This is a genomic window from Candidatus Cryptobacteroides sp. (genome assembly GCF_056207615.1).
Window position 1 is genome coordinate 1 of sequence record NZ_JBAEER010000182.1, and the last position, 15,450, is coordinate 15,450.

Genomic DNA, 15,450 nt, shown 5'->3' on the forward strand with positions numbered 1-15,450 from the left:
TGTTCTCACGCTGGTCGAGGAAGAAACCTGTCTTCTGGCCGCTGGTCCAGTTCACATAGAACTTGTGGCCGTTCTCGAGAACGAGCTGCTCGTCGTCACGGAAGCCCTCAGCACGATAGATATATCCGTCGATGAGGTCAAGTCCCGCTTTGAAAGGTGCGGTGCCCGAGCTCTTGTCGTATACAGCCTTGAGCGAAGGTCCATAGACGGCCTTCAGCGCCTCACAAATCTGGTTCTTCGCGCGGAACATGCCCACGGAATGGGCCTGAAGCACGCATACGCCATCATAGTAGTCGATGATCAGTCCAGGGAGATTGTCACCCTCGCCATGAACGAGCCTGTAGCAGTTCGTGTCGCTCGGTCCGTCCTTCGCAAGACCGACCGCACGCCTGACATCGAGTGCCTTGGCAAGCTGGGTCTGATAGAAGTCTGGACGGAGAGCCTCATCCGAGAAGCTCAGCACGCGTACGGCGATAGAACCAATCTGATAATGACCGACGGCGAGGAATGCCCCGTCGGCTGAATGTACTGACACGAGGTCACCCTCTGAAGGCGAACCTTGAATTTCGGAAACGGCGCCTGAGAACACCCATGGGTGGAAGCGTCGCAGGGACTCCTCCCTGCCCTTTCGCAATATTACCTTTATCATGTTTCGTATGGCGGACTACCGCCTGATTATTATTCTTCCTTCTTTGCTGGAGCCTGGACTTTCGCAGGCTTTTTCCTTCTCCTCCTCGGCTTCGGCTTTGCTTTCGGAGCCTCGGCCTTCTCTGCAAGCTTGGCTTCTACCTTCTCCGGAACAGGATCCGGTGGAAGTGGATTCTTCTCGGTCTCGAGAAGCTTTCTGTACATCTCGAGGCACACCCATGCATCGGTAGCCGCATACATGGCCTGAGCATCGGTGAGAGCCTCAGCCTCCCAGTTGGAAAGCTGTTGGGTCTTGCTGATTCTGATGTCGAGTATGATACCCGCCATCTTCTTCACGCTCTTGTCTCTGATTCCCCATTCGCAGCCTATCTTCTGGAGGTCCACGAAACCGCCTGCAACAAAGTCATGCTTCTTCTGGAGGCCACGGATATCGTCGTGTACCGCCGCGCCTATCTTGAGTATCTTGGTACTCGAAAGGACGTTGCGCAGACGGCGATTGAGTTCCATCTTGTTGATCCTGAAAAGGAACGCATGGTCAGGGCCGGAGAGCTGAAGCAGCGCCACGCCATAGTGCGGCTGATGAGGAGAGAAGCACGGACGGGTCTCCGTGTCGAATCCAATCATCTCCTGCTTACGGAGATAACGGATTGCGCGGTCGAAGGCAGGGCCCTCTCCGGTGATCACATGGATCTTTCCCGGGAAGGAAGCCATCTGGAGCTTCGACAACTCGTCTGGTGTTATACTTTCCTTGAACATTAAATACCGCTGAAGCTGCTGAAACCGCCATCCACTGGAAGGATGACGCCAGTTATGAATGATGCTGCGTCGGAGCAAAGGAACTGAGCCGCTCCGTTGAGCTCGGTGATGTCACCGAACCTGCGCATCGGGGTCTTGTTGATCACCTTCACCGAACGTTCGGTGAGCGAGCCGTCCTCATTGAGGAGAGCAGCACGGTTCTGCTTGCCGATGAAGAAACCTGGAGCGAGCGCATTCACGCGGATCTTCTCTCCATACTTCATCGCCATCTCCGCTGCGAGCCACTTGGTGAAGTTGGACACACCGGTCTTGGCTGCGCCATAGCCCGCAACGCGCGAAAGTGCGTCGTAGGCAGCCATTGAAGAGATGTTGAGTATGTTTCCGAAGCCCTGTCTTGCGAAGATCTTCGAGAAGACATGGCATGGATATACGGTTCCGTTGAGGTTGAGGTCGAGAACCTTGTCCCAATCCTCGAGCTTCATGTCCCAGAAATTCTGGTCAGGCATCACGTTGGCACCAGCCACGTTTCCACCCGCCACGTTGACGAGAGTGTCAATCTTTCCGTACTTGGACGCCACCTCCTCTGCGATGGAAGCAAGTACCTCGGTGTCTGTCACGCTGCATGCGTAACAGGTCGGATCGCCGCCGAGAGCCTTGAGCTTCTCGAGCACGGTCTCCACCTGCTCAGGACGGTGTACCAGGGCCACGACGTTCGCTCCCTGAGATGCAAAATGGCTTGCGATGCTGCCACCGAGGACGCCTGCTGCGCCAGTGACTACTGCAACCTTGCCTTCAATGCTGTACATTTCGTTCATATCTCTTGCTATATTTATCTGTTTGAAGCCATCTCATCACGCACGACGGCCATCATGCCATCCACCTGGCCGAGTGCGAGCATACGGCCGTGGAATGAATAACCTGCATTATATCCCTTGTCCTCGTCTCCGAGCATCATCCTGCCGTGATCGACGCGCATAGGGAGATTCCTGCCCTCCTTCTCGAAGATGCGCACAAGCTCGACGAGGTTGGCGCGGCCACCGGTATGTGGAGCCTCGATGAAGTTGCCGCCCGGAAGCACGTTGCAGCTGCGAAGATGCACGAAGTGGGTTCTGCCGGCAAACTTACGAGCCATTTCGACGACGTCGTTGTGGGCACCTGCGCTGAGCGAACCTGCACAGAAGGTAAGTCCGTTATGGAAATTGTCGACTGCGTTGAGGAACCACTCTATATCCTCGGCACAGGTCACGATCCTAGGTAGTCCGAGAACCGGCATAGGAGGATCGTCCGGATGCACGCACATGTTGATGTCGTGCTCGTCGCAGACCGGCATGATCGCAGCGAGGAAATACCTCATATTCTCACGGAGCTGCTCCTTGGTGACGCCCTTGTAGAGGTCGAGAAGCGACTGGAACTTGCGCACAGGCTCCCTGTCACCCTCGGAGATGTTGCCGTTCACGAAACCCTGGGTCTTCACGATGATGTTGTCCACGAGCTGATGACGGTCTGCATCGGTCATGGTCCTGTCGAGTTCCTTGACCTTCTCCACTATCTCGGCAGGAAAATCCTTCTCGGCACCTTCCCTACCCACTATCCTCATGTCAAAATATGCAAAGCGGGCGTAGTCGAAGTAAAGCGACTTCGTTCCGTCTGGCCACTCATGCTCGAGATCGGTACGAGCCCAGTCGAGCACCGGCATGAAGTTGTAGCAAATGGTCTTGATTCCACACTTTCCGAGGTTCGCGAGGCTGATCTTGTAGTTCTCGATCAGCTGGTCGCGCTCAGGTCCGGCGTACTTGATGGCCTCACAAACAGGGAGACTCTCCACGACCGACCAGCGAAGGCCGAAAGATTCGATGTAGTTCTTGAGGTCCATGATGGCCTCAACGGTCCATATTTCTCCGTTCGGTATATCATGAAGCGCGGTCACGATGCCCTCGACGCCTATCTGGCGAAGCATGGACAGCGTGATCTTGTCCTTCTTTCCGAACCATCTCCAAGTCTTTTCCATGACAGAATTATTAATGCGCCCGCAAAGTTAGCAGAATTTTCGGGATGAGGAGGCTCCGGACGAACTCTTCCTCCATAAAATGTGTTCCGTTATACAAAGTATAAGTTCCGGGACCGAACAGACGCTCCCAGGTACGCACGCTGACCACGCCTGTGCGGCGATAATGATCATGCTCTCCGAAGAAGGCATACACCTTTTTCGTGCCCATGTCTTCCCTGTCCGAGAAGATGTCCCGGCGCAGCTTGCGGTACTTGCGCACAGTGCGGAAAGTAAAGTGCAGAGGCTGCCTGTCACCGGGTCTCGGACGGTACAGCCTGTCGAGGAAAAGAGTGACTCCGGGCACCAGGGAAAGAAAGGCCAGATAACCCATGAAAAGAGGGGCGTTCAAGGCTGGGGACACAAAGATGAAAGGAATGTCTGAGCGACTGATTCTCAACGCATTGCAAGAGCCTAAAGATTCTCCTACGATAAGATCCGGAGAGAGTTCCTCGACCCAGTTTTCGAGCTGTCGGGAAGCGATGTCAGGATCGAAGTCATAGGTACGACAGACGACCTTGAACGAGGCGTATTCCGGCCTTGCCGAAAACCACTCACGGAGTAGTCTCGGGATACGGCTGTCGGACCCGCCGCCCATTCCATGCACATAGAGAATCACCATAAGACAAATTTAAAGAAAATAATTGCTATATTTGTAGAATCGCACGTGAAATTAAGACAACAAAAGATATGAAAAAGACAATCATCGCGGCAGCTGCCCTCCTCATGACTGCCGGATCATTCGCACAGGCACAGACCAAGGCTCCTGAGTATGAATTCACCACTATCAAGGAGAATAAGATCACCCCTGTGAAGAACCAGTACAGAAGCAGTACCTGCTGGTGTTTCTCGACCCTTTCTTTCCTCGAGTCCGAGATTCTCAGGCAGACCGGCATCGAGACCGACCTCTCAGAGATGTTCGTGGTCAGCCGAGCATACCATGACAGGGCACAGAAATATGTTCGCGTAGACGGTGCGCTCGGTTTCACTCCAGGTAGCTCTTTCGGCGACGTTTTCCAGGTGATCAAGAAGTACGGTATCGCAACCCAGGAGCAGTACCCAGGTCTCCAGTACGGAACCTCACTCCCTGAGCAGAACGAGATGGACGCCGTGCTCGCAGCATATGTACGTGCCGTAGTGGCAAACCCTAACAAGAAGCTCTCTACCGCATGGCTCAAGGGTCTTGACGGTGTCCTCCAGGCATATCAGGGCGAGTGGCCTGAGCTCTCTGTCACCCAGGCTAAGCGCGACGAGCTCAAGCTCAACGTCGACGACTACGTAAACATCTGCTCTTTCGCAAGCGAGGAACTCTACGAGCCACATATCATCGAGGTTGCCGACAACTGGCGCTGGGGCGCAGCTTACAACGTGACCATGGACGAGATGATGGACATCCTCTACAAGGCAGTAGAAGGAGGTTACACCGTAGCTTGGGGTGCTGACGTGAGCGAGGCAGGATTCACCCGCAACGGTCTTGCAATCGTTCCGAAGCCAGCCGAGGCTAAGCCGGCAGCTGGTTCGGACCAGGAGCATTGGCTCGGAAAGGATGAGGCAAAGTCACAGCAGCCTGCTGCAGCTGCCCTTCCTGAGGAGATGACCATCACCGACGAGATGCGTCAGCTTGCATATGACTGCAAGGAGACCACCGATGACCACGGCATGCACATCTACGGTATCGCCAAGGACCAGAACGGCAACAAGTACTTCATGGTAAAGAACTCTTGGGGAGACTCAGGCAAGTACCATGGCATCTGGTATGCTTCTGACGCATACGTACGCTACAAGACCCTCAACTTCATCGTCCACAAGGATGCACTCAGCAAGGACATGAAGAAGAAACTCAACATCAAGTAATGTCTCTGGTAAAGCATATCCCTAACACAATCACTTCGTTGAATCTTGTATCAGGATTCATCGGAGTGATTGCCGCTTTCTACGGCAGAAACGACATCGCATTCCTGATGATGATACTCGCTGCAGTGTTTGATTTCTGCGACGGACTCTCGGCAAGGGCCCTCGGAGCATATTCTGAGCTCGGAAAGGAACTCGACTCGCTCTGCGACTGCGTGAGCTTCGGCGTACTCCCGTCCATCATGCTCTTCAAGCTCAGCACCGAGCTCGGAGGAGGAAAATGCTGCTTCATCACAGCTGACATCACCCTCTGGAGCCTCTTCCCTATCCTAATCGCAATCTTTTCCGCAGTCAGGCTCGCGAAGTTCAACATCGACGAACGTCAGAGCGAGAACTTCATCGGACTCGCAACTCCGTCATGTGCCATGATCTGCGGTTCACTCGTGTACTATGTGACCAAGACCCCTGACAGCTTCCTCTGTGCATGGTGCGCAGGACCCGTCTTCATCCCTGTGCTTTCGGTTATTCTCTCTGCCCTGCTCGTAAGCGAGTTCCCTATGTTCTCGATGAAGTTCAAGAAGGGAGACAAGAACAGTTCCGCTGTCAACAGGCTGAGACTCTCTTTCCTGGGAATCGTCCTTGCGACCTTCGCAGCCGTCATGCTCTTCGGCATCAACTGGTCGATGACAGTGTTCCTCGCCTTCATAGTATACATCGTGATGAACATACTCCACGACATCCTCGGAAGGAAGTAGAAAATGAACGAAACTGACAATAACTCCCCACAGAACCCGCATTGGGGCGTGGCGCTTATCCCGCTCGCGTTCCTGATCATTGCACTATCCCTCGTCATCCGTTTCTTCAACACCGGAGCACTTGACGGAGGAAGCCAGGTCGCGCTTCTTCTCACCTCCGGGCTCGTGATTGCGATCGGCATGTTCGCGTACCACATCCCGTGGAGATCCTTCGAAGACGCCATCGCCGCCAACATCGGATCGGTTGCGACATCGCTACTGATATTGCTGATGATCGGTGCAGTTGCAGGAACATGGATGGTCAGCGGTGTAGTCCCTACATTGATCTATTACGGACTCCACGTCATCAGCCCGAAGATCTTCCTCTTCGCCAGTTGTGCGATTGCAGCGCTGGTAGCGCTCATGACAGGAAGTTCCTGGACGACTATCGCAACCATCGGTGTCGCCCTCATCGGAATCGGCGACGCTCTTGGCTTCTCTGCAGGCTGGACCGCCGGAGCAATCATCTCCGGAGCCTATTTCGGTGACAAGATCTCACCTCTGTCAGACACGACCGTGCTCGCATCCTCATCTGCAGGCATAGACCTTTTCACCCATATCAGGTACATGCTCGGAACGACCGTTCCTTCAATCACTATAGCGTTGGTTGTATTCCTCCTTGTGAGCATATTCCACGATTCTGCTTCGGCAATCGACATCGACAGCTACTGCAATTCGCTCCAGTCGACATTCAAGATCTCGCTATGGCTTATGATCGTGCCGCTCATCACGGTCGTCATGATCATCAAGAAGGTGCCTGCCGTGCTCACCCTCATGATCTCGGCTCTTACAGCCGGTGTGACTGCGCTCATCGCACAGCCTGGCATTGTCGCAGGAATCGGCGAATCAAGCGTACTCGACTTCGCATCCGGATTCAAGGGCATCATGGTCACCATATATGGACAGACCGCGATCAGCACCGGAAATCCTGAGCTTGACGAACTCGTAATGACCAATGGAATGTCCGGAATGCTTCCGACCATCTACCTCATCATCAGCGCCATCGTATTCGGCGCGACCATGGTCGGCAGCGGAATGATACGCAGCCTCACCGAAGCACTCACCAAAAAGATTACCGGCAGGTTCAGCACAGTCTCCGCGACCGTATTCACAGGTATGTTCAACAACATGGCAGTCGGAGATCAGTACCTATCCATCATCCTGACCTGCTCGCTCTACAAAGACCTCTACGAAAAGAACGGACTCGAAGGAAGGCTTCTCAGCCGTGCAGCAGAGGACTCTGCGACAGTTACCTCCGTACTCATCCCGTGGAACTCATGCGGTATGACCCAGGCCACAGTCCTCAGGGTTGCGACTATCGAATATCTGCCGTACTGTCTCTTCAACATCATCTCCCCTCTGATGTCGATGTTCATCGCCGCCATCGGATACAAGATAGTGCAGAAAGAAGTCAAACGATAGATTTTTACTATATTTGTAGAAAACGAAAACGATTTAAATTAAATATCACCATGGAAAATCTCAAGGGCACTAAGACCGAAGAAAACCTCAAGACGGCTTTCGCCGGTGAGTCACATGCAAGAAACAAATACACATACTACGCTTCCAAGGCGAAGAAGGACGGATACGTGCAGATCGCAGACATCTTCGAAGAAACTGCAAACAACGAGAAGGAGCACGCAAAGATCTGGTTCAAGCTTCTCCACGAGGGCAGCGTTCCAGCAACCACCCAGAACCTCCTTGACGCAGCAGAGGGAGAGAACTTCGAGTGGACTGACATGTACGCTCAGTTCGCAGCTGACGCTCGCGCAGAGGGCTTCGAGGATATCGCTACTCTCTTCGAGAAGGTAGGCGCAATCGAGAAGACCCACGAGGAGCGCTTCCGCAAGCTTCTCGCAAACGTGGAGGGCAACCTCGTGTTCAGCCGTGACGAGGACATGATCTGGGAGTGCAGCAACTGCGGCCACATCATGATCGGCAAGAAGGCTCCGGAGGTCTGCCCTGTATGCCAGCATCCTCAGAGCTACTTCAAGGTTCGCGCAACGAACTATTAGAATTCCCTGATGGCACAGGCCAAAAAGAAGAAAAGCAGAAAGAAAAGAAGACGAAAGTCTTTGAAAATAGGGCCAGGGGCATCGACACTCTTGGCCCTTTTCATAGCCGTATGCATAGCATTGGCTCTCTCCTACCCTTACCTCAGGCGCAGCGTCATGGATACGGGATGCGAGTTGCCGGAGCTTGCGCTTCATTCCTCCGGATTCGCAATCGACATCTCCCATTACCAGGACAAGGTCAACTGGGACTCGCTGATGGTACTGCGTGATGCCAAGGGTCGTACGACAAGAGACCTCACCCGATCAAAGCAGGCATGGCCGGTGAAGTACGCTTTCATCAAAGCCACCGAGGGTGAGAGCATGGTCGACCCGGAGTTCGCACAGAACTGGAAAGCCGCAGGACAGAGCAGCATCAGGCGCGGAGCATACCATTTCTTCCGCAGTTCAAAAGACCCTCTAGCCCAGGCAGCAAGCTTCGTTGCGACAGTGGGAGAACTTACCTGGCACGATCTTCCGCCGGTACTCGACGTCGAGACCATGCACAAAGGCTGCACAAAGACAGAACTCAACGCAAAGGTTCTGATATGGCTCCAGGCCATAGAGGACCATTACAAGAGAAAACCTATAATATACGCTTCGGACAGCTATCTGCGCGACATCCTGAGCAAGGACATTACCGAGAATTTTCCCGTTTGGGTGGCCCACTATGGAGTGGAAAGTCCAATCGCAGAGAAATGGGTCATGTGGCAGTTCTCAGAGAAGGCAGTAGTCCACGGAGCGAACGGAAAGATAGACCTCTCGGTCGTAAATACGCAACTTTAACGCAAACAAGATGAAACACCCTAAAGGACTGTATCTGCTCTTCGCCACGGAGATGGCCGAGCGCTTCTCCTATTTCGGAATGCGAGCAATCTTCACTCTCTACATGGTTGCTGCACTTTTCACGATGGAGGATGCATCCCAGATATATGGAACCTACACCGGTCTCGTATACCTGACTCCAATGATAGGAGGATACATCTCTGACCGTTATCTGGGCAACAGGAAGTGCATCATCACCGGTGGCCTCGTGATGGCGGTCGGTCAGTTCCTGATGTTTCTCAGCGCATGCTTCGTCAACCAATCCATATTCGCCGAAGGTGCGGCCATCGACCCTGCGATAGGTAATCAGATCTCGGTTGCGCTGATGTTCGCCGGCCTCACCTGCCTGATCATCGGAAACGGTTTCTTCAAGCCGAACATCGCGTCCATGGTCGGTGAGCTCTATACTCCAGACGACAAGCGCAAGGATTCTGCATTCACCATCTTCTACATGGGCATCAACATAGGTGCATTCTTCGCCCCGCTCGCATGCGGACTCTTCGAAGGCGACTTCTCCGATCCGGGACGTTTCCGCTGGGGTTTCCTCGTCGCGTGCATCGCGATGGTCATTTCTGTCGTAGTTTTCGCTGCGCTTAAGAACAAGTTCCTGGTAAGTCCGGACGGAACACCTGTCGGTGCCGCTCCTGAAAGACGTCCAGCGCATGAGGAAAGCACCCAGGCCAAGCAGCCTCTTACCAAACAGGAATGGGCCCACATCGGAGTAATCCTCATCGTTGCTCTCTTCGTCATCTTCTTCTGGGCTGCATACGAGCAGGCCGGCGTTTCGCTTACCTATTTCGTAAAGGAGCAGACCAACAGGAACATACTGGGTCATGAGATACCTACCAGCTGGTTCCAGTGCCTTCCTGCTATCTTCTGCGTGGCCCTAGCTCCTGTCATGGCCGGGCTGTGGGAATTCCTCGGAAAGAAGAAATTCAAGGGCACGAGCCTCGAGCCTTCATCAACCCAGAAGCAGGCACTCGGCCTTGCGCTCCTTTCGCTCGGTTATCTCGTGATTTCCTTCGGAGTCAAGGATCTCGAACCCGGAATCAAGGTCAGCATGATGTGGATCACCAGCCTGTACTTCATCCATGAACTCGGTGAGCTCTCGCTCTCTCCTATAGGTCTCTCGCTCGTGAGCAGGCTCTCGCCGAAGCGCTTCACCAGCCTGATGATGGGCGTATGGTTCATGTCCAGCGCCGTCAGCAACTTCATCGCCGGCAAGCTCGCGACCTTCTACCCTGGAAATGCATCAGATGTCGCTGCAAAGTCCATCCTGGGCTTCCAGATAGCCAATCTGCATGATTTCTTCATGATCTTCGTGATCATGTCGGCAGTCGCTTCGCTGGCGCTGTTCCTTCTCAGTCCAGTTCTTTCACGCATGTCTCGATAATGACGAGATTTTGATTAAATTCGCATATACAAATACAACAAGATATGACCATCGATTTTACTTCAATGGAATTCACCTCCCTGCCTAACTTCAAGGGCGGAGAAAAGGAACTGAAGGCCCAGATGTACTGGGACGGCACCGACCGTGCCCTCCACGGCATACTCGTTCCTGGCGCAAGCATCGGCCAGCATGTCCATGACACCAACTGCGAGTTCATCTTCGTGATGCGCGGAGCCGGCACTATCATCGACGACGGTGTTGCAAGCCCTATCAGCGCAGGCCAGTGCACCTTCTGTCCAAAGGGCCATTCGCATAGTCTCATCAACAGCGGCGACGAGGACCTCGAGTTCTATGCTGCCGTTCCGAACATAGGATAATCAACCAAAACAACTGATAACATGAACACTAGAATTATTCTCTCAGCGATGGCTGCCATGCTCGTCGCACAGGGTTCAATGATGGCTCAGGGCCCACGTCCTGACCCAGTTCCTGCAGGAACCACAGCTCCTGTAACCAACATCAACAAGAATTCATTCCCAAGGCTCAACAAGGACAACAGTGTCTCATTCAGGCTTTCTGCCCCAGACGCACAGAAGGTCCAGGTAGACCTCTGCGGCAAGAAATATGACATGCAGAAGGACGCGAACGGCGTATGGACAGTGACCTCAGACCCTCAGGTCCCAGGTTTCCACTACTACTCTATCGTCGTTGACGGATACTCATTCGCTGACCCTGCAAGTGAGTCCTTCTACGGAACCGGCCGCATGGCAAGTGCAGTAGAGGTTCCTGAGGCAGGTTGCGAGGATTTCGAGAACCAGGATGTCCCTCACGGAATGGTACGCACCATCTATTATTGGTCAAACGTAGAGAAGGGCTGGCGTCCTGTCATGGTCTACACTCCTGCAGGCTACGAGACCGGTAAGAAGAAATATCCTGTTGTCTATATCCAGCACGGCGGCGGTGAGGATCATCGCGGTTGGATGCAGCAGGGTCGCGTCGCACAGATCATGGACAACCTCATCGCTCAGGGCAAGGCAGTTCCTATGATCGTCGTAAGCGCGAACAGCAACGTACGTTCTGCAAACGGCGGCATGGCCGGTGGCGGATACAGCTGGAACGGCATGCAGTCATACAGGGAGGAGCTCGTCGAGAACGTGGTTCCTTTCATCGACAAGACCTTCCGCACCAAGGCTGACAGGAAGCACCGTGCAATGTGTGGTCTTTCCATGGGTGGCGGCCAGTCATTCTACATCGGTCTCCGTTCACCTGAGACTTTCGCAAACGTAGGTGTATTCTCTTCAGGCATGTTCGGCGGCATCTCCGGTGCAGCTAAGCTCGACCTCGACGAGGAGGTTCCTGGCATCTACTCGAACACCAAGGCTTTCAACGATGGTCTCGACGTATTCTTCATGACCTGCGGAGAGCAGGATCCACGTATCGAGCACACCAGGAATATCGTAAAGCAGATGCAGTCAAAGGGTGTCGACGTCAAGTCTAACTTCTACCCTGGCGACCATGAGTGGCAGGTATGGCGCAAGTCATTCCACGAATTCGCTCAGTATCTCTTCAAATAACCCTTAGAAAAATAACAAGTATATGAGACGAACAAGATTCATTCTTTCTACTCTGGCACTCGCTGCGGCATTCATGGTCGCATGCGAGCGTCCGGAGGACAATCCTTCGAAACTTCCTGACGAACCTACTCCAGAGGAGCCTCAGGAGCCTGACGAGCCTGAGACACCGACATACGTGAACCTCAGCGAAAAGGAGACTTCCAATTGCTACCTCATCGAGGTCGACGGTCCATATTGCATTGACGCTACCGTTGCCGGCAACGGAGTAGATGCACCAAGCTTCGCTCCAGACACCGCAAAGGTAGTCTGGCAGACCGTAGAGGGACTCGTCACCGAGTTATGCTACGAGGACGGCGTCATCAAGTTCGACCTTTCAGAAAAGGCAGGAAGCGCACTTCTCGCTGCTGTAGATGCAGAGGGCAAGATTCTCTGGAGCTGGCATATTTGGAAGCCGAAGGAGACTCTCGAGTCCTACACCACCAAGACCGGCTACGAGATTGCGAGCCTCAACATCGGTGCCCTCGACTCAAATCCAGGTTCCATCGACAGCTACGGCATGTACTACCAGTGGGGTCGCAAGGATCCGTTCCCATCTGGTCCTACCCTCACAGGCGACACCAGCACCATGCCTGCTGATCTATATGACTTCGACGGAGAAGTTGTCAAGGTAAGCTACTCTTCATGGGGCAGCAACTCTTCGAACAATCTTGAGTATTCCATCGCCAACCCTACTGTAGTGCTCGCAGGATACCCTCTCCCTGGCTCATACCAGGACTGGCTCAAGGATGAGAACAACAGCCTTTGGGGCAATCCTGAAGGAAACGTCAGAAATGACGAGAACGAGTATCCGAACAAGGGCAGCAAGTCTTGCTATGACCCATGTCCTGTCGGCTGGCGCGTGCCTCCTGTGGATGTCCTCAGGACAGCTACTCCATCGGGAGGATATGACATTGACGAGAGTCAGTTCGATGTGGACGGAGAGTTCAACTACGGCTACTACATGAACATGGCTGAAGGTTCATCTTATTTCCCTGCTTCCGGCAGGTACTATGGAGCCTACGGAATGCTCTATGGTACAGTCAGCGGCCTTTGGGGCAACTATTGGAGCAATGCTCCATACGAGAGTACAGGTAATCAGATGGGCTCCATCATCGTTGCATTCCAGAAGACAGCGACTGCGGCTTCAATGTCCCCTCTCGCTGGCGGTGCGAAGTCTGACGCATATCCGGTCCGCTGCATACGCGACATCCAGGAATAGCCAGTCGACATAATCATCTAAGGGCAAGCGAATGATGCTTGCCCTTTTTTTTGCCCATCTGGGCTACAGAGATGTCAACAAAAAAGCCGACTGGAATACCAGCCGGCTTTCACTATTCTTAGACCGAATTACTTGAAGCTTACCCAGTCAATCTCGATATGGCTACCGCTAGTCATGAGGACGTAGAGGTTGTGGAGGCCCTTGATCTTCTCAGAAGCGACAGCAACCTGCTCGGTCCAACCCTTGCGACCCTCTACAGGGATAGTTGCGATCACTGGACCGTCGACTGCATCAGCCCTAAGCTCGATGACGCCACCTGCGAGTGAGTTTACGCGGATAGAAGCTGCGTTGTAGTCACCTGAACCGAAGTCAACGCGATCATAGCTGATCCATGCTGGAGTCTTCTCCTCGGTGGTGTTCCACATGATGGTCTTCCAACCCTCGAAAGGCTCGTCTGCATTGAGGAAATCAACCTTTACATAAACGTCCTTCATATCTGAGTAACGGTCAACCTGGATGTTTGACTTAGCAGGAGTATTACCTACGCCACGGAAGGTAGGAACTACAGGAATGATGGTACCATCTGGGTTGAAGTGGAGCTCATCGATACATACCGACCTGTTCTTGTCGAAGTATGGAGAGTAGTCATTGTGGTGATAGAAGAGATACCACTGGCCCTTGAAGTTGATAACAGAATGGTGGTTGGTCCAGCAGATGGTCTCTGACTGCTCCATGATCTTGCCGACGAACTTATAAGGTCCGAGAGGCTTGTCTGCCATAGCATAAGCGAGGCACTCACGCTCCTTCTCAACCCATGGGAAGGTATAGTAGTACTTACCGTTAGCCTTGAAAAGGAAAGGGCCCTCTGTCATTCCCTTAGGAAGAACGCTAGAAACGTTGTAAGGCTCACCTACTACAGAAAGCATGTCATTGCTGAGCTGCTGAACCTGGAGACCACGACCTGACCAAGCGAGGTAAGGAGTGCCATCATCGTCGATGAAGATACATGGGTCGATACCGCCGATGCCCTGGATAGGCTCAGCCTGAGGTACGAACGGACCTACAGGAGTATCAGAGATAGCCACACCGATACCGTTGCCGGCAAACCTCTGTCCCTCCTTAGGCTTCTGGCCTGCAGGGAAGTAGAAATAGTACTTGCCGTTCTTGTAGTTACAGTCTGGTGCCCACATGTTGTAGCCCTTCGCGTTCACCCATGGAACATCCCTCTGATCGAGGATAACACCATGGTCAACCCAGTCAACGAGGTTGTCTGAAGAGTATACATGGTAATCAGCCATTACGAACCAGTCCTTTCTTGCATAGTCGTAAGGAGCTGGAATATCATGCGATGGATAGACGTATACACGTCCATCGAACACATGAGCAGAAGGGTCTGCGGTAAAGTTACCCGAGATGATCGGGTTCTGTGCCGAAAGCGACACTGAAGCGAGCAGCATAGCTGCAGGGATCAGTAATTTTTTCATATTAATTTAGGATTTGTGTTATTTACTTTGCTGGCTCGATCACACGGTAGTTGCCACTGAGATGCATGAATGCAAAGAGGCGAAGAATACCGTCATAGTACGCATCGAAATATCCGTCCTCGTAAGGCTCGTTCTTGCTGTTCCAGAGCCTGTCCACGAACTCGCCGCAGATGTCGTTGTCAGCCGCGAGAGTGACAGCAGCTGCAGTAGCGACGAAACCGACAGAGTGACGGAGACCGTTGCCCTGATATGCGCTCTGACCTGCTGACCAGACGTAGTCAGGAGTTGTGCCATCTACGTTGTACTGGTCAACGAATTCGTCGATACCCTGGGAGTAGAGGAATGACTGGATAGTGTTTGCATAGTTGTTCTGCCACTCCTTGTCTGCGCAAGCCCATGAATAGTCGAGAGCGATGTTCATAGGGACGCGCCATGAATCATAGCGGAAAGTAGTCTCCTCCCTACCGCCGAACCTCTTCATAAATGAACCGTCGTAGTTGTTGTAATCAGGGTTGAGACCGGTCTCAGAGTTGATTGACTTGTGGAGATACTCACGGCTGGCCTTCGCACACTCACGATAGAAATCCGCGCGGCCGTCGTTTGCCCAGCGTGCCCACACCTCGTAGAATGCTGGAAGATGGTATGAAGGATCGGTATAGTTCACACCGAAACCGTCAGGCGTGAAAGTGATGAGGTGGTGCTCCTTGTTGATGAAAGGCATGATACCAGCCTCGCTGCCATCCTTCTCCCATGAGCAGTTGAGGATGTTCTG

16 protein-coding genes are annotated in these 15,450 nt (G+C 53.2%); 9 read left to right on the plus strand and 7 right to left on the minus strand.

Annotation, left to right across the window (positions count from 1 at the left end; translation table 11 throughout):
- The 5 genes from AC06ND_RS09900 to AC06ND_RS09920 all read right to left on the minus strand — a co-directional run.
- Positions 1–649 (minus strand): class I SAM-dependent rRNA methyltransferase (locus AC06ND_RS09900; protein ID WP_475678814.1); only part of this gene is annotated, 649 nt, incomplete at its 3' end.
- Positions 650–678: 29 nt separating this feature from the next.
- Positions 679–1,404, minus strand: a complete 726-nt coding sequence (locus tag AC06ND_RS09905; RefSeq protein WP_475678815.1) for a 3'-5' exonuclease — start codon at positions 1,402–1,404, stop codon at positions 679–681.
- A complete protein-coding gene (locus AC06ND_RS09910) occupies positions 1,404–2,219 on the minus strand; it encodes an SDR family oxidoreductase (protein WP_475678816.1) in 816 nt (271 codons plus the stop codon). Before AC06ND_RS09910 ends, AC06ND_RS09905 begins: the two co-directional genes overlap by 1 nt.
- Before the next feature lie 14 nt (positions 2,220–2,233).
- Entirely contained in the window at positions 2,234–3,412 is a 1,179-nt protein-coding gene (gene uxuA / locus AC06ND_RS09915; protein WP_475678817.1) for a mannonate dehydratase, read from the minus strand.
- A 10-nt stretch (positions 3,413–3,422) separates the two neighbouring features.
- Positions 3,423–4,070, minus strand: coding sequence for a hypothetical protein (locus AC06ND_RS09920; RefSeq protein ID WP_475678818.1), 648 nt, complete (start codon positions 4,068–4,070; stop codon positions 3,423–3,425).
- 68 nt (positions 4,071–4,138) lie between these two features.
- On the opposite strand from AC06ND_RS09920, the gene AC06ND_RS09925 reads away from it, so the two are divergent.
- The 9 genes from AC06ND_RS09925 to AC06ND_RS09965 all read left to right on the plus strand — a co-directional run bounded on the left by AC06ND_RS09925 (position 4,139) and on the right by AC06ND_RS09965 (position 13,194).
- A complete protein-coding gene (locus AC06ND_RS09925; protein WP_475678819.1) occupies positions 4,139–5,302 on the plus strand; it encodes a C1 family peptidase in 1,164 nt (387 codons plus the stop codon).
- On the plus strand, positions 5,302–6,054 hold the full coding sequence (locus tag AC06ND_RS09930; RefSeq protein ID WP_475678820.1) for a CDP-alcohol phosphatidyltransferase family protein: 753 nt from the start codon (positions 5,302–5,304) through the stop codon (positions 6,052–6,054). The genes AC06ND_RS09925 and AC06ND_RS09930 overlap by 1 nt, the downstream gene beginning before the upstream one ends.
- 3 nt (positions 6,055–6,057) lie before the next feature.
- On the plus strand, positions 6,058–7,515 hold the full coding sequence (locus tag AC06ND_RS09935) for a Na+/H+ antiporter NhaC family protein (RefSeq protein WP_475678821.1): 1,458 nt from the start codon (positions 6,058–6,060) through the stop codon (positions 7,513–7,515).
- A gap of 50 nt (positions 7,516–7,565) precedes the next feature.
- Complete coding sequence (rbr, locus tag AC06ND_RS09940) at positions 7,566–8,108, plus strand: rubrerythrin (RefSeq protein ID WP_475678822.1); 543 nt, start codon at positions 7,566–7,568, stop codon at positions 8,106–8,108.
- Between the two features lie 90 nt (positions 8,109–8,198).
- Positions 8,199–8,930 (plus strand): GH25 family lysozyme, encoded by a 732-nt coding sequence (locus tag AC06ND_RS09945; RefSeq protein WP_475678823.1) that lies wholly within the window; start codon positions 8,199–8,201, stop codon positions 8,928–8,930.
- Between the two features lie 10 nt (positions 8,931–8,940).
- A complete protein-coding gene (locus tag AC06ND_RS09950; RefSeq protein ID WP_475678824.1) occupies positions 8,941–10,362 on the plus strand; it encodes a peptide MFS transporter in 1,422 nt (473 codons plus the stop codon).
- Between the two features lie 44 nt (positions 10,363–10,406).
- The gene (locus AC06ND_RS09955) at positions 10,407–10,739 is read left to right on the plus strand and encodes a cupin domain-containing protein (RefSeq protein ID WP_475678825.1); all 333 of its coding nucleotides are present in this window, start codon (positions 10,407–10,409) and stop codon (positions 10,737–10,739) included.
- A 21-nt stretch (positions 10,740–10,760) separates the two neighbouring features.
- Complete coding sequence (locus AC06ND_RS09960; protein ID WP_475678826.1) at positions 10,761–11,936, plus strand: alpha/beta hydrolase-fold protein; 1,176 nt, start codon at positions 10,761–10,763, stop codon at positions 11,934–11,936.
- Positions 11,937–11,958: 22 nt separating this feature from the next.
- Positions 11,959–13,194, plus strand: coding sequence for a hypothetical protein (locus AC06ND_RS09965; RefSeq protein ID WP_475678827.1), 1,236 nt, complete (start codon positions 11,959–11,961; stop codon positions 13,192–13,194).
- Between the two features lie 128 nt (positions 13,195–13,322).
- On the opposite strand, the gene AC06ND_RS09970 is transcribed toward AC06ND_RS09965, so the two are convergent.
- Both AC06ND_RS09970 and AC06ND_RS09975 read right to left on the minus strand, forming a co-directional pair.
- Positions 13,323–14,678 carry a family 43 glycosylhydrolase gene (locus AC06ND_RS09970; RefSeq protein ID WP_475678828.1) on the minus strand — a complete coding sequence of 452 codons (1,356 nt, stop codon included), beginning with the start codon at positions 14,676–14,678 and terminating at the stop codon, positions 13,323–13,325.
- Positions 14,679–14,700: 22 nt separating this feature from the next.
- Positions 14,701–15,450 (minus strand): glycosyl hydrolase family 8 (locus AC06ND_RS09975; protein ID WP_475678829.1); only part of this gene is annotated, 750 nt, incomplete at its 5' end.

Bases quoted from the DNA above. Each gene is read 5' to 3' on its own strand.
- AC06ND_RS09905 (WP_475678815.1), bottom strand. From the start codon at position 1,404: ATGTTCAAGGAAAGTATAACACCAGACGAGTTGTCGAAGCTCCAGATG.
- AC06ND_RS09910 (WP_475678816.1), bottom strand. From the start codon at position 2,219: ATGAACGAAATGTACAGCATTGAAGGCAAGGTTGCAGTAGTCACTGGC.
- uxuA (WP_475678817.1), bottom strand. From the start codon at position 3,412: ATGGAAAAGACTTGGAGATGGTTCGGAAAGAAGGACAAGATCACGCTG.
- AC06ND_RS09920 (WP_475678818.1), bottom strand. From the start codon at position 4,070: ATGGTGATTCTCTATGTGCATGGAATGGGCGGCGGGTCCGACAGCCGT.
- AC06ND_RS09925 (WP_475678819.1), top strand. From the start codon at position 4,139: ATGAAAAAGACAATCATCGCGGCAGCTGCCCTCCTCATGACTGCCGGA.
- AC06ND_RS09930 (WP_475678820.1), top strand. From the start codon at position 5,302: ATGTCTCTGGTAAAGCATATCCCTAACACAATCACTTCGTTGAATCTT.
- AC06ND_RS09935 (WP_475678821.1), top strand. From the start codon at position 6,058: ATGAACGAAACTGACAATAACTCCCCACAGAACCCGCATTGGGGCGTG.
- rbr (WP_475678822.1), top strand. From the start codon at position 7,566: ATGGAAAATCTCAAGGGCACTAAGACCGAAGAAAACCTCAAGACGGCT.
- AC06ND_RS09950 (WP_475678824.1), top strand. From the start codon at position 8,941: ATGAAACACCCTAAAGGACTGTATCTGCTCTTCGCCACGGAGATGGCC.
- AC06ND_RS09955 (WP_475678825.1), top strand. From the start codon at position 10,407: ATGACCATCGATTTTACTTCAATGGAATTCACCTCCCTGCCTAACTTC.
- AC06ND_RS09960 (WP_475678826.1), top strand. From the start codon at position 10,761: ATGAACACTAGAATTATTCTCTCAGCGATGGCTGCCATGCTCGTCGCA.
- AC06ND_RS09965 (WP_475678827.1), top strand. From the start codon at position 11,959: ATGAGACGAACAAGATTCATTCTTTCTACTCTGGCACTCGCTGCGGCA.
- AC06ND_RS09970 (WP_475678828.1), bottom strand. From the start codon at position 14,678: ATGAAAAAATTACTGATCCCTGCAGCTATGCTGCTCGCTTCAGTGTCG.